Source organism: Mucilaginibacter oryzae, from assembly GCF_003148845.1.
In the GTDB taxonomy this organism is placed as follows: domain Bacteria; phylum Bacteroidota; class Bacteroidia; order Sphingobacteriales; family Sphingobacteriaceae; genus Mucilaginibacter; species Mucilaginibacter oryzae.
The window spans coordinates 1244707-1259500 of sequence record NZ_QGHA01000001.1; the positions used below are offsets into that span (position 1 = coordinate 1244707).

General features: G+C 43.4%; 10 protein-coding genes. 4 read left to right on the top strand and 6 right to left on the bottom strand.

The window, feature by feature from the left end; translation table 11 throughout:
- Positions 1-135: 135 nt before the first annotated feature.
- From sucD to LX99_RS05455, 4 genes are all read right to left on the bottom strand, one after another.
- Positions 136-1014, bottom strand: coding sequence for a succinate--CoA ligase subunit alpha (gene sucD / locus LX99_RS05440; RefSeq protein ID WP_109606906.1), 879 nt, complete (start codon positions 1012-1014; stop codon positions 136-138).
- Between the two features lie 372 nt (positions 1015-1386).
- Positions 1387-2613 (bottom strand): C4-dicarboxylate transporter DctA, encoded by a 1227-nt coding sequence (dctA, locus tag LX99_RS05445; RefSeq protein WP_109606907.1) that lies wholly within the window; start codon positions 2611-2613, stop codon positions 1387-1389.
- Positions 2614-2946: 333 nt separating this feature from the next.
- A complete protein-coding gene (locus LX99_RS05450) occupies positions 2947-3726 on the bottom strand; it encodes a hypothetical protein (RefSeq protein ID WP_109606908.1) in 780 nt (259 codons plus the stop codon).
- Positions 3727-4119: 393 nt separating this feature from the next.
- Entirely contained in the window at positions 4120-4920 is an 801-nt protein-coding gene (locus LX99_RS05455; RefSeq protein ID WP_109606909.1) for a hypothetical protein, read from the bottom strand.
- Between the two features lie 284 nt (positions 4921-5204).
- On the opposite strand from LX99_RS05455, the gene LX99_RS05460 reads away from it, so the two are divergent.
- From LX99_RS05460 to pruA, 4 genes are all read left to right on the top strand, one after another.
- On the top strand, positions 5205-8222 hold the full coding sequence (locus LX99_RS05460; RefSeq protein ID WP_109606910.1) for a leucine--tRNA ligase: 3018 nt from the start codon (positions 5205-5207) through the stop codon (positions 8220-8222).
- A gap of 260 nt (positions 8223-8482) precedes the next feature.
- The gene (locus LX99_RS05465) at positions 8483-9481 is read left to right on the top strand and encodes a DNA-methyltransferase (RefSeq protein ID WP_109606911.1); all 999 of its coding nucleotides are present in this window, start codon (positions 8483-8485) and stop codon (positions 9479-9481) included.
- Complete coding sequence (locus LX99_RS05470) at positions 9474-11147, top strand: AlwI family type II restriction endonuclease (RefSeq protein WP_109606912.1); 1674 nt, start codon at positions 9474-9476, stop codon at positions 11145-11147. Before LX99_RS05465 ends, LX99_RS05470 begins: the two co-directional genes overlap by 8 nt.
- Positions 11148-11212: 65 nt before the next feature.
- Entirely contained in the window at positions 11213-12850 is a 1638-nt protein-coding gene (gene pruA / locus LX99_RS05475; RefSeq protein WP_109606913.1) for an L-glutamate gamma-semialdehyde dehydrogenase, read from the top strand.
- A 226-nt stretch (positions 12851-13076) separates the two neighbouring features.
- On the opposite strand, the gene LX99_RS05480 is transcribed toward pruA, so the two are convergent.
- Positions 13077-13733: a carbonic anhydrase gene (locus LX99_RS05480; protein WP_022833756.1), complete on the bottom strand. Its 657-nt coding sequence runs from the start codon at positions 13731-13733 to the stop codon at positions 13077-13079.
- 17 nt (positions 13734-13750) lie between these two features.
- Positions 13751-14500 (bottom strand): YoaK family protein, encoded by a 750-nt coding sequence (locus LX99_RS05485; RefSeq protein WP_022833757.1) that lies wholly within the window; start codon positions 14498-14500, stop codon positions 13751-13753.
- Between the last annotated feature and the right edge of the window lie 294 nt (positions 14501-14794).

Genomic DNA, 14794 nt, shown 5'->3' on the forward strand with positions numbered 1-14794 from the left:
ATTTTGGGCATCTTATTCTAATATTATCCATTGTAATAAGGCTTGTTATATCTGCATAAAAATAAAAAAATCCCGGCCAACATGGTGACCGGGATTTTCAATATTATAAAAGCTTTCCGCTTTAGGCTCTCAGCCTTAAGCTAACTTAGCCAATTCTTCAGCCATAGCAGCACCAATTTCAGCAGGTGATTCTACAACGCGGATACCGCACTCGGCCATAATTTTCATTTTAGCGGCAGCAGTATCATCTGCACCACCAACAATAGCGCCGGCGTGGCCCATACGGCGACCCGGAGGCGCAGTTTGGCCCGCAATAAAGCCTACAACCGGTTTAGTACCGTTTTCTTTGATCCAACGGGCAGCATCAGCTTCCATGTTACCGCCAATTTCGCCAATCATGATGATGCCGTGGGTTTCAGGGTCGTTCATTAACAATTCAACAGCTTCTTTGGTTGGGGTGCCAATAATTGGGTCGCCGCCAATACCGATAGCTGTGGTGATACCTAAACCGGCTTTAACCACCTGGTCAACCGCCTCATAAGTTAAAGTACCTGATTTTGAAACCACGCCTACGTTACCTTTTTTGAAGATGAAGCCCGGCATGATACCAATTTTGCTTTCATCGGCAGTGATGATACCCGGGCAGTTAGGGCCAATCAGGCGTGCATCCTTATCCGATAAATATTCTTTAACCGCAATCATATCCTTGGTAGGGATACCTTCGGTGATACAAACAATAACCTTAATACCGGCTTCGGCAGCTTCCATAATGGCATCAGCGCCAAAGGCGGGAGGTACAAATATGATCGATACATCCGCGCCGGTAGCAACTACGGCATCTTTAACCGTGTTAAAAACCGGCCTGTCTAAATGGCTCTGACCACCTTTACCCGGTGTAACACCACCAACTACCTGGGTGCCGTAAGCAATCATTTGCTCGGCATGGTATGAACCCTCTTTACCGGTGAAACCTTGTACAATAACTTTTGAATCTTTATTTACGAGTACACTCATTGGTTTTTTCGTTTTAGTACGGCAAAGCTAAAGTTTTTGCCCGAATGTCAAACCTTATTGGCATCTAAATTTATATGTTAATATAAAAGTGACTGTGAGGGGAAAGGAGGATTGTTTGAACGGTGATTTGTTTTATTGTCTGAACCCGAATTTGGGGGAATTATTTGAATTTTTAGAATTTGCTTAGCATTCTGCCCATTCCTTAATTCGATTAATTCGAGTTCAGACAAAATTTTTAATTTGCTCAGCAGTTCAAAAAATAAGCGAAATCAACGTAATCATTCTAATCAATGGTCAAAAATCGGTGAAATCAAAAATCAATCGGTGTAATCCCAGAAACAAAATCCGAAATCGAATATCCGAATTCCGAAATCACTCCTTCGGGGTAAACTCCCCTTCGCTCTTCGCAATCACAATAGTAGCCACTCCATTCCCAATCACGTTGGTGATCGCCCTCGCTTCCGACATAAACCTGTCTACCCCGATCAAAATAGCCAAACCCTCAACCGGGATAATTTTAATTGCTGTGAGCGTACTGGTAAGCACAATAAAGCCGCTGCCTGTAACACCCGCCGCGCCCTTGGAGGTGATCATCAAAATACCGATGATAGTAAGCTCCTGCCCCAGCGAGAGCGGGATATTAAATACCTGCGCCAAAAAAATTACGCACATGGAAAGGTAAATAGTTGTTCCGTCGAGGTTAAACGAATATCCTGTGGGGATTACCAAACCAACAACCGATTTGGAGCAGCCAAACTTTTCCAGTTTCTCCATCATGGCAGGCAATGCCGATTCGGACGAGGAGGTGCCCAGCACAATCAAAATTTCCTGCCGGATGTATTTCAAATATTCCCACAAACTGAATTTAAACAACCTGCAAATGATGTTCAGCACCACAAAAATAAACAAGGTCATGGTAAGGTAAACCGAACCCATCAGTAAGGCCAGGGGTTTAAGCGTTTGGATGCCGTATTTGCTCACCGTAAAAGCCATCCCTGCAAAGGCCCCTATAGGCGCAACCTTCATTACTATTTTCATAATATTGAAAAACACCTTTGATAGCTTATCAAATAACTGAATTACCGATTGCCCCGCCTCTCCCATCCTGCTCAATCCAAACCCAAACAAAATGGCAAAAAACAGGATCTGTAAAATATCGCCCTCGGCAAAGGCTTTGAACATATTTGAAGGGACGATGTGGGCCAAAAAATCACCCCAATGCATTTCGGCGGCGGCTTTTTCATAAACGGCCAGTTTAGTGGTGTCCATTTTAACGGCATGGTTTTCAAAGTCGGCACCGGGTTTAATGATGTTAGCTACCGTAACGCCGATAATGAGCGCAAAGGTGGTAACAATTTCAAAGTACAGCAAAGCTTTGCCGCCAACCCGGCCTACCTTTTTCATATCGCTCATGCCGGCAATGCCCAACACAATGGTTAAAAATATGATGGGCGCTATCAGCATGGTGATCAGGCTGATAAATGTTTTGCTGATCAGCTCGGCTGTTGGCGCGAAACTTTTAAAGTACAAACCCACCACTACCCCAAGGGCAATAGCAATAAGTACCTGTACAGTTAGGTTGGAGAATAGGCGTTTCATATCAATTGGTGCCCCCGGCCCCCTAAAAGACCAAAGCCGTCAACCTAAGCAAAAAGCAGTGGATTGTGCGATTCCCCTCTTGAGAGGGGTGGAGGGGTGTGTTACCAGAGGTTTATCCCTCGTATAACACACCCCTGCTCTCGCTTTTACCCACCGCGCCCCCTCTCAAGAGGGGATTTAAAAGGTTGATTCATTAAACTTGACGGCTATGCCCTAAAAAGGGGAGCTATAGAAGCGCTTTGGGGCAATATAATAAGTTATTCTATCTGCCGCAAAAAAATAGCCCCGTACCGGAAATCCGGCACGGGGCTTAATTATTATAGTGTAATTTTTTTACACAGGCGTAGCCTCGCCGGTAAGCATATTGATCAGGAATGTTTTGTTCAGGAAAAACAGTTTGGCCTTGTGGTTGCCCAGGAAGGTGATAGTACCGCTGTAATCCCATCCGCCGCCGTTTGTTTTCCCTTCCGAACGGAAAGTAGCTGTACCGCTGGTAATATCAAAATTATCATCGCCATGTACATACAGGTTGCTGAACACGTAAGTATTGTGTACCCGGCTAAAGGTTTTGTACTTTGGATATTCGTTATCGATATAGGCTTTCATAGGCCCATCCAGCGAAAAGTTCGAATTATTGAAATTAAGGCCGCGAACTTTATACTTCTGTACAATGTTGTAAACATAAGAGAAGCCCGGACCGCTGCCTACGGTATTCAATGAATCTACCGAATCATAACCAATGGTTTTGTTATCGTTACATACAAAATAGTATTTAACGCCGCCGGTTTTGGTTGCTTTAAGGCTGTCGCCCTGGTTAAAAGTAAGGTTAAGGCTTGTATCAATATAAAAACCACAACGGTAATCGCTGCTTTGTACTTTAATTTTTGATGTTGCGTTGGTTGATGGTGTAACACCATCCTTAATGCTTGCGCCGCCAAACGCGCCGGCCAATGATTGTGCAAGGTTGCTGGCAATGGCCGAACTTGCAACGTTATCGCTCGCTTTTTTATCGCCCGAAGCAGGGTTTACAGTGTTTTGGGTTTTGGTACAAGCGGAATACAGGAAGGCTATACCTGCCAGTAGAGGTAACACGCCGCGTAAGGTTAATTTCATATCGGGTATATTAAAGTTTAGATATTACCCGTTCAAGTCAACAAGCATACCATATTGAAACTTTAAACCTGAGTAGCTTGATAATTAAAGCTAATTACGAGGCTATTTAGTATTAATTTTAATATTCCCTTTATTTTTTGAATTGAGAAATCGCTACACCGCCAAGGCACATATTGCCCATTTTGAGGAAAATATGTAGAAAATAATCCCCAAATCAACCGCGATATTTAAAAATTAATCACCAAACATGCCGTTAATGGCAGCTTCGTATACGATGGAGAAGATCCCGGCTTTGAAACAAGCAAACCGCATCAAAACTTAAGCCATTAACCTGCATAAAAAAGCCCGGTACCCATGCGGTACCAGGCCATTTTAAATGAGTTGTATTCCGGGTTAGTTTACTTCGCCGGTCAGCAGATCGGCAGTGTAAGCCGTACCGTCGATCGTGATGAGCGCTTTATGCCCGCCTAAAAACTTGATGGTACCTTTGTAATTCCAAACGTTTTTGCCAATGCTTCCTCTACTTGCAAAAGTTGCCGAGCCGCCGGTGATAAAATCAGGGTCTTTCTTCGGATCAACAATGATGGATTTAAACGTGTAATTAAATGTGCCCTCAATGTTGGGCTCTGAAGTTGACGGCTTTTTGTAAGTTACCTTAGCATATGAGTTTACCGGGCCATCAAACGAATAAGCTGAATTTGCAACACCGGGGTTAAGGCTTGTTAAAGTAAGGTTCTGACCAACTTTAGCATCAGCTTTAACCTCACCGCTTACTATCGTCATAGCTAAACTATCGCGTGCGGTTAAACCCGAAGGAACGCCGTTAGTGCAAACAAGCTGGTAATTAACCTTCAGCCATAAATCGATTTTTGAAGTATCGCTGTCGCTAAGGCTAAATGTAACGGTAGTATCCAGCTTGGCGCCACACTCGGGTGTTGAATTAACCGACTGGATCCTGATCTTACCTTTTTTGTTCATCGTCAGATCGGAAGGGATGGTAAGGCCTGCTTTAAAATCGAAACCGCCATGTTCCGGGTTAAAAATACTTACAAGGCTTTGCGCTATCTGAACGCTGGCTTCCTTTTTACTAACGGTGCTTTGATTGTTTTGAGGCACATCAAGCTTGTGGCACGAGGTGTAAACCGCTGTAATTACGGCAAGCAACAGTACAATGATTTTGTAATTGTGTTTCATGTTTAGGATTTTATTTCCGAACAAAGTTAACTTATTATCAGATAATTAAAGAAATTTTCAAAATATTTAATGATTACGGTGTAAAAGCCAGCAGCTTTAACTGCTTTTACGGATAACCCGGACAAAGGTTAGGTTTAGTGTATTAAAGAATCACATAAGGTAACCAGGCGGCGATACACCAGGCGTTGCTAAAAAACACGATCCATCCAATAACTAATCCACTAATAACTACTAAACTAATAGGGAAATGATTATTTTCGCAATTTCACAGTGTAAAACGTACAATGGACTACCAATTTAAAGAGATAGAGCAAAAATGGCAGCAGTTTTGGGCCCAAAACCAAACCTTCAAGGCCGAAGATAAATCAGCAAAACCCAAGTATTATGTGCTGGATATGTTCCCCTACCCATCTGGGGCGGGCCTGCACGTAGGGCACCCGCTGGGCTATATCGCTTCTGATATTTTTGCACGTTACAAACGCCTTAAAGGCTTTAACGTGCTGCACCCTATGGGCTACGACAGCTTTGGCTTACCGGCCGAGCAGTACGCCATACAAACCGGGCAGCACCCGGCCATCACCACCGAAGATAATATTGCCACCTATCGCCGCCAGCTGGACCAGATCGGCTTCTCGTTTGATTGGAGCCGCGAGGTGCGCACCAGCTCGCCCGATTATTATAAATGGACACAGTGGATCTTTATGCAGCTGTTTAACAGCTGGTATGATAAGGATGCCGATAAAGCCCAATCGATAGATAAGCTGGTGGCCCACTTTGAGGCCAACGGCTCGGCAGGCATCAATGCGGTATGCGACGACGAGATCTTAACCTTTACCGCTGATGAATGGAAAGCCTTCAGCAATACGCAACAGCAGGAAGAATTATTAAAATACCGCCTCACCTACCTGCGCGAAAGCACGGTAAACTGGTGCGCGGCATTGGGTACCGTATTGGCTAACGATGAAGTGAAAGACGGCTTCAGCGAGCGCGGCGGCTTCCCGGTTGAGCAAAAGAAAATGACCCAATGGAGCATGCGCATCACCGCCTATGCCGAAAGGTTACTGCAAGGCCTTGATACTATCGACTGGCCCGAACCTTTGAAAGAAATGCAAAGGAACTGGATTGGGAAGAGTATAGGAGCTTCGGTTAAATTCCCCATAGCAGCCCCACCCAAACCCTCCCCGGAAGGGAGGGCTTTAAATGAAGTCTCCCCAACCGGGGGAGATTTAGAGGGGGCTATCGAAGTCTTCACCACCCGCGTTGACACCATCTTTGGTGTTACATTTTTAGTAATTGCTCCTGAGCACGAGTTGGTAGCTTCATTAACCACTCCTGAACAAAAAGCGGAGATTGAAGCCTACATCGCCCAAACCAAAAAGAAATCGGAACTGGACAGGATGGCCGACGCCAAAACTGTATCAGGCGCGTTTACCGGCAGCTATGTATTGAACCCGCTAAACGGTGAGCAGATCCCGATCTGGATTGCTGATTATGTTTTGGCAGGCTACGGAACAGGCGCGGTTATGGCCGTACCATCCGGCGATCAGCGCGATTACCTGTTTGCAAAGCATTTTAATTTGCCGATAGTGCCCATTATCGATATCCAAAATATCGAAACCGAGGCCGATCCGACCAAAGAAGGGAAATACATCAACTCCGATTTCATCAACGGGTTAACTTATAAAGAAGCTACCGCTGCCGTAGTTGCCAAACTGGAAGAGATTGGTGCAGGTAAGGCTAAAGTGAACTTCAGGATGCGCGATGCCATTTTTGGCCGTCAGCGTTACTGGGGCGAGCCGGTACCGGTTTACTTTAAAGATGGTTTACCCTATTTAATTGATGAAAGCCACTTGCCGTTGCTATTGCCTGAGATTGACAAATACTTGCCAACCGAAACCGGCGAACCACCACTTGGTCGCGCTGAGGATTGGAGCTACAGGCCCGAGGGGGCTGTCGAGGCCTACCCCTACGAGCTAAGCACCATGCCGGGCTGGGCCGGTTCAAGCTGGTACTGGTACCGTTATATGGATGCCCATAACGATCAGGAATTTGCATCGAAAGAAGCCATTGAATACTGGAAAGATGTGGATCTGTACATCGGCGGCAGCGAGCATGCTACCGGCCACCTGTTGTACAGCCGTTTCTGGAACAAGTTTTTGAAAGATCTGGACCTGGTTGTTGAGGAAGAGCCTTTCAAAAAACTGATTAACCAGGGGATGATTCAGGGGCAATCAAGTTTCCTATTCAGATTACAAGACAGAACTGATTTTGGCAATGATCCCGAGACTGTCGCTCATTACATAGCGAATAAAGTTATCCCTAATTACGCCGATTTTAAAGGAAAACCAGGGGTGGTCTTTTTTGATTACGAGGTAGTGAAACAATACGGATTGCAAAAAAATGTAGTTGAGCTTCATGCCCCAATAGAAGTTGTCGATAACGCAAATTTAAATATCCAAGAATATATAGAACATCCAATAGGAAGCGGTTATAAAGACCCGATTTTCTTTGGCGCCAATTTCGTTTTTTGGGAAGGTGAAGCATTTGGAGATGGCATTTTTAAAGTTAAACATGAAACTGAAAAAATGTCGAAATCAAAATGGAACGTTGTAAATCCAGATGATATAACCCGTCCGGACGGGAAAGTAATTAAGGGAGTTGTTAACTTATATGGAGCAGACACATTTCGTATGTATGAAATGTTTTTGGGTCCAGTAGAGCAGAGCAAGCCATGGAATACCAATGGCATTGAAGGCGTGTTTAAATTTTTGCGCAAATTCTGGAGGTTATTCCATAACGATGCCTGGGAATTTGGCGTAAGTGATGCCGCGCCCTCCAAAGCCGAACTAAAATCGCTGCACAAGATCATCAAAAAAGTGGAAGAAGATATTGAGCGTTTCTCGTTCAATACTTCGGTTTCCAGCTTCATGATCGCTGTAAATGAACTAACCGACCTGAAATGCAATAACCGTGCGGTATTGCAGGATCTGGTAATTATCCTGTCGCCTTACGCGCCGCATATTTGCGAGGAGCTATGGTCGTTATTAGGTAATGCCGAAGGTACTTTATCCTATGCGCCGTTCCCTAAATTTAACGCGGAATATCTGGTGGAAGATGAGTTTGCTTACCCCATCTCTATCAACGGTAAAATGAAAATGAACCTGAGCATCCCGCTCAGCCTGGATGTAAAAGGTACCGAAGAGTTTGTATTGGCCAATGCCGATGTACAGAAATATTTGGATGGTAAAGCTCCTAAGAAGATGATTGTGGTGAAAGGCCGCATTGTTAATATGGTGGTTTAAGCCCCCTCCGCCCCCTGAAGGGGGGACTTTTAAATAGCATTTTAGATAAGGGTTTTGCAACGCAAAACCCTTATCTCTATATCATTAATGCAAAGTTGTGATTTAATGAACCAGAATTATTTGACTGGGGGAAGAGTTGGGTTAACATAAGTTTACAATATAATCCTTATATAAATTACATCAATTCCATACAATCAAATTAAACCCTTAATTACTTGATGGTTTTACATTAAATTTGTGACAATTTCGATTTTAAACTAATGGCTTATTATATACAAGATATTCAGGAACAATTTTCTATAGTCGAAGAAGAAATTGTTGAATATGCGCTCAACAACAAAATCAAAATTGGCAAAAACGGAGCTATATCTGACAGAACTTATCAAACTATTTTTGATTTTTATTCGAAAGAAACGGATGATGTGCATAAACCCGTGCTCATATTAAATGGGAATAAAATTGAAGTTAAAGACAAACCAGTTTTTGAAAGTGAAAATAAACGGATATCTATTTTCCGGGATGATTCTGTAAATTTCCTTAAAAACCTTCCTACGGCGAGTGTAGATGTTATCATTACTGATCCAGCCTATTCGGGAATGAATCAAAAATTAAAATTCGGAAAAGGCAAGATAATTGGAAAATATAGTGACGCCGGTAAAAGCGATGCAAAATGGTTTGAAGAATTTCACGATACTGAAGAAAACTACAAAGCTTTTTTGAAAGAATGCAACAGGGTATTAAAAAAGAACAGGCATATCTACATCATGTTTGATTCGTATTCGTTGTTAACACTTGCACCTATAGTTAGAGATGTATTTGATGTCAAAAATATTCTATGTTGGGATAAAGTAAATATAGGGCTTGGGCATTATTTTAGAAGAAGACACGAATTTATAATGTTTGCGAGTAAAGGTAAGCGTCCTTTAAATTCAAAGAATATTCCAGATGTATGGAGAATTAAAAGAGTTGTCGCTTCAAAATATCCAACACAAAAGCCCACTGAAGTTTTCGAACTTATGCTAAAGGGCAGTGCCGAGAAAGATTTTGTAGTGTGCGATCCGTTTCTTGGTAGCGGGTCATCGGCGATTGCCGCGATAAAAAACAATTGCAAATTTTTAGGTTGTGATATATCGGAAAAATCCATTTCTTTTTCCAAAGAAAGAATTGAGCATTTTTTGAATACGCAAACCGATATTTATCAAAAATCATCTCTTTTGGGGAATGATGAAGCAATGACAAAACTATTTGGCAATGGCTAATTTAAGTAACTTACGAACTATTTTTGCATTTACTTCTCCAAGAACAATAGAAAAAATAATTCCTGAAATACAAATACTTGTTGATAATTTTGATGGTCAAATATGGGATACATCAACGCAAGCGGCCTTCTTTCATGATTTGTTTAATTCAGAATTTTATGAGGGAAATAAACTGCCCGGCGATATTCCATTTGCTGCACGGGATAGAATAACACGTGCACCTAAAGCTTTAGGATTTGTCGACTTAAAACCTAAAATAAAGCTTACTGAAGCCGGGAAAAGATTATTAGAAGGAAAAAGAACACATGAGATTATAGCCAAACAGCTTTTTAAGTTTCAATTACCTTCTCCATATCATAAGACGCCTTTGGAAGCAGACTTTAATGTTCGTCCATATTTGGAGTTATTACGGCTTACCAAGAAATTAGGAAGTTTGTCAAAAACTGAAATTGCGATGTTCTTTGTTCAAATGACCAATTACACTAAATTTCAGCTTATAGCTGACAAAATAAAAGCATATAGAAACGACGTAAAAGCTTCCACCGGAAACAGAAAAACATACATCGATAAGTGTTTTACTGAGGAAATATTAAAAATCTACGAAGCTGATATTATTGCAAATAATTTAAAAACCCGAGAGAGCGGAGATGCCACCATTACTAAATTTCTAAAAACTAAAAAAAGCAATCACATTGATTATGCAGATGCGCTTATAAGGTATTTAAGAGCCACGCAACTCGTATCATTTGATAAGAAAACTTTTAGAATGATTATTGCCCCCTCAAGAATAGAAGAGGTTGATTATATCCTTGAAAACACCGAAAGACAAGCATTAATATTCGCAACGGAAGGAGATTTCAAAAATTACATTTTTACCCCTTCCACACTTTTATTATTAACTGATAACAGGAGTTATCTTGAAAATCGGCTATCAAGACTATCTATCAAATTTGACGAGAATTTAAATATCGAACTTTTGAAAGAACTTTTGGAAATCTCAGAACAACAAATAATTTCCATTGCAGTTGATGAACAAAAAGCAGCTCTCAAAAACTACAGAGAGTTTCCAGATGTTATCGATGTTTTTGAAAAAATCATTAAACGTGAAGTTCCGGATCCACCTCTCTATTTAGAATGGAATATTTGGAGAGCTTTTGTTATGATGAATTATGCAAAAGAAGTTAAGGGCAATTTCGCAATTGATTTGGATGGGGTTCCACTAAATACAGCCCTTGGTAATATGGCCGATATAGAAATTGACTACATAGATTTTAAACTCATCATTGAAGTAACCATGTCAACAGGCAACAAACAATACGAAATGGAAGGTGAACCCGTTGCGAGACATTTCGGAAAAGCTCAAAGCAATTCGTCAAAGCCTGTATACTGTCTATTTATTGCACCTAAAATCAGCGAAGGGGCGTTAGCCCACTTCTTCAACCTAAACAGGTTCAATACAAAGGCCTACGGTGGAAAAACGAAAATAATACCAATGAACTTAGCTCAATTTATCGTATTTTTAAATTTAGCAAAAAGTCGTTCATTTAATCAACCAAGTGATTTAAAGAACTACTTGGATTCGATTATCATTAATAACCAATCTGCAGATGATGAAGAGATATGGGCTAACTTAATTCACAGTTCTGTTAACCGTTGGATTAGCTGATTTTTTCAGCCCTTCCCCCATCCCCTGCAAAATCCCTATCTTTGCATCCACATAAATTACCCACTATGCTAAAAGGATTTTTTAATGTTCCGGCTCCGGTTAATGAGCCCGTATTAAATTACGGTCCGCGGAGTTTAGAGCGTGTTGCGCTGAAGGCCGCTTTAGAGGCCGGTCGCGCGCAGCAGATTGATATACCTATGTACATTGGCGGCAAGGAAGTGCGTACCAACACCAAACTGGAGATCCGTCCGCCGCATGATCATAAACACTTACTGGCTACCTTCAGCGAAGGCGACGCGAGCCATGTTACCGCCGCTATTGATGCTGCCCTTGCAGCCAAAGCCGACTGGGAAAACCTGGCCTGGGAACAACGTGCCGCCATTTTTCTGAAAGCTGCCGAACTGGTTGCCGGGCCATACCGTGCCGAAATTAATGCGGCTACCATGCTTGGCCAGTCAAAAAATGCCTACCAGGCCGAGATCGATTCGGCTTGTGAGCTGGTTGACTTTCTGCGTTTCAACGTGGAGTACATGACCGAGATCTACAAACAACAGCCGCCGGTATCGGGCAAAGGTGTTTGGAACCGTGTGGAGCAACGCCCGCTGGAAGGTTTCGTGTTCGCGCTTACGCCGTTCAACTTTACAGCTATCGCGGGCAACCTGCCTGCATCGGCAGCCATGATGGGCAACGTTGTGGTATGGAAACCTGCCTACCCGCAAATTTACGCTGCCAACGTGATCATGAAGATATTTAAAGAAGCCGGCGTACCTGATGGCGTAATCAACCTGATTTATGTTGACGGCCCGGTTGCAGGCGAAGTGATTTTCAACCACCCCGATTTTGCAGGCATCCACTTTACCGGATCCACCAAAGTGTTCCAAAACATCTGGCAAACTATCGGCACCAATATCCATAAATACAAAACCTACCCACGCATTGTAGGCGAAACCGGCGGTAAAGACTTTGTGCTGGCCCACCCAAGCGCCAATGCCGATGTGGTGAGCACCGCCCTTGTGCGCGGTGCTTTTGAATACCAGGGACAAAAATGTTCGGCTGCTTCGCGCGCCTACATCCCGGCTTCGTTATGGCCTGCGGTTAAAGAAAACATGCAGCGCGACATCACCTCGTTTAAAATGGGGCCGGTAGAAGATTTTGAAAACTTCATCAACGCGGTAATCACCGAAGTATCATTCGATAAACTGGCCAAATACATCGACGCCGCCAAAGCCGACGAAGGTGTTGAGGTTGTTGCCGGTGGTAACTACGATAAAAGCCAGGGCTGGTTCATTGAGCCAACCGTACTAAAAGTTAACGACCCATACTACGTAACCATGTGCGAAGAGCTTTTCGGCCCGGTACTGAGCGTTTATGTGTATGAGGATGATCAGTTTGATGAGATCCTTGAAGTGGTAGATAAAACTTCTATCTACGCGCTTACCGGTTCAATTATCTCGCAGGATAGGTACGCTATTGAAAAAGCTACCACCCGTTTACGTAACGCTGCCGGTAACTTTTACATTAATGATAAACCTACAGGCGCGGTAGTTGGTCAGCAGCCATTTGGCGGCGCCAGGGGTTCGGGCACCAATGATAAAGCCGGCTCGATGATTAACCTGTTGCGCTGGGTATCGCCACGCACCATTAAGGAAACCTTTGATCCGCCAAAGGATTACAGGTATCCGTTTTTGGCTAAAGAGGTGTAACCCCCCGGCCCCCTGAAGGGGGTGGGAAAGCGTATAAAATTTAAAAGCGATGAGGTGGTTGCCTCATCGCTTTTTTGTTCCGTTTAACTCAACACGAACTGACATTTCTCCCCACTCCAAATCAATTCTTGCGCTGTGGGCCAACATTTTCAAAAAAAAGCGATGAATCAATTACAATCCATCGCTTTTTTTCCACTATTCCTCCCCCTTCAGGGGGCCGGGGGGCTTATTTAAACTTAAACACCTCATCCATATTGGCATTGCTGGAGGTGCTTACTTTCATATCGTTAATTAAGCCGGTACTCAAGCTGTAAACCCAGCCATGCACCGAAAGCGGCTGACCGTTTGCCCAGGCGTTTTGCACGATGGAGGTTTTGCATAGGTTAGCTACGTTTTCTATCACATTCAGTTCAACCAGGCGGTTGCTGCGTTCGGTTTCGTCTTCAATGGCATCAAGCTCATCGGCGTGTAAGCGGTAAACGTCTTTAATGTGGCGCAGCCAGTTATCAATCAGGCCAAACTGGTTGTTACCCATGGCAGCGTTAACGCCACCGCAACCGTAGTGGCCGGTAACAATTACGTGTTTTACCTTCAACACATTCACGGCGTAGTCAAGCACGCTCAGCATGTTCATGTCTGAGTGGATTACCATGTTGGCGATATTGCGGTGCACAAATATCTCGCCCGGGGCGGTATTGGTAATCTGGTTGGCAGGTACGCGGCTATCAGCACAACCAATCCAAAGTATGGGCGGTTTTTGTCCGTTAGCCAGTTTGTCAAAATATTCCGGATCGTTGGCTAAAGCACTTTCAATAAACTTTTTGTTTCCTTCCAGTAAGCTTTCGTAAGTGATGTGGCTGGTGTCGTGAATTTGAGCACTCATATAATTAAATTGGTGTTTTAAGATGCGGTTTGGCGTTTGCCAAATGCAAACATACGGCTTAGTTTATGCAAAGCAAGCGGCGAAACGTCATAATACATAATGGTGAGTAAAATAAGCGGGATGAAGTAAAATATGGCAAACTCGTACAGGTTAAAAAAGTAACCGCCAATCAATCCGCCAAATAAATAAAAACCAAGCACGGTACACCTGATCAGGATTTTATGTTCTACCGGCTTAACGTCGCCGGTTGTGGGATGAAGGCGTTCGGCCACCTCACTGCCCAGGTCTGTAAACAAACCGGTAAGGTGGCTTGATTTGATCAGCCCGCCCGAAATGTTAGATACCAGGCTATTCTGCAATCCCATCGAAAATAAAACAGCGCAGATCACAATCTCGCGCTCGGTATCGGTTTCCCGGTAAAAATTGTGCCCGTAAACGGCAACTGCAAGCAGTATCACAGCCTCTATTACCATCGGTGTTGAATTTGCCCGCCACCTGCTTTTATCATTAAAGGAGCGGATAATAAAGCTGGATACAAAGGCCCCGGCAAAAAACATCAGCAGCCATACCACGAAAATGATCATCTGGTGGTAGTTCTGCTCCACAATATGCTTAGCCAGGTTAGCCACATGCCCGGTAACGTTTGAAGTAAAAACCAAAAATGCCAGCATCCCCGCTACATTGGTAACCCCTGCTACAAATGCGGTGGATGAGGCCAGCATCAGGTTTTCTTTTAGGGTACGTTCTTCTTTTATTGCTTTTAGCATAGTTATTTACCGCACATTGTGCTTTGTTAAATTTACAAAAAACTTAACCGAATGGAGCCCTGCTTGTTTGAGGGGATGAATAATATTTTCAGCCGCCTGAGGCCCCTAAAGCCTCCGGTAAAGCCCCCGGTAAAGCCCCCTCTAAATCTCCCCCGGTAGGGGAGACTTAAAAAAGTAATGTACAAATAAAATTATTCTCTCTTAAAGCCCTCCCTCCCGGGGAGGGTTTGGGTGGGGCTTGGCTATGCACAAAAAAATCCCGGCCACTTCCTGTTAGCCGGGATCAACTTAACA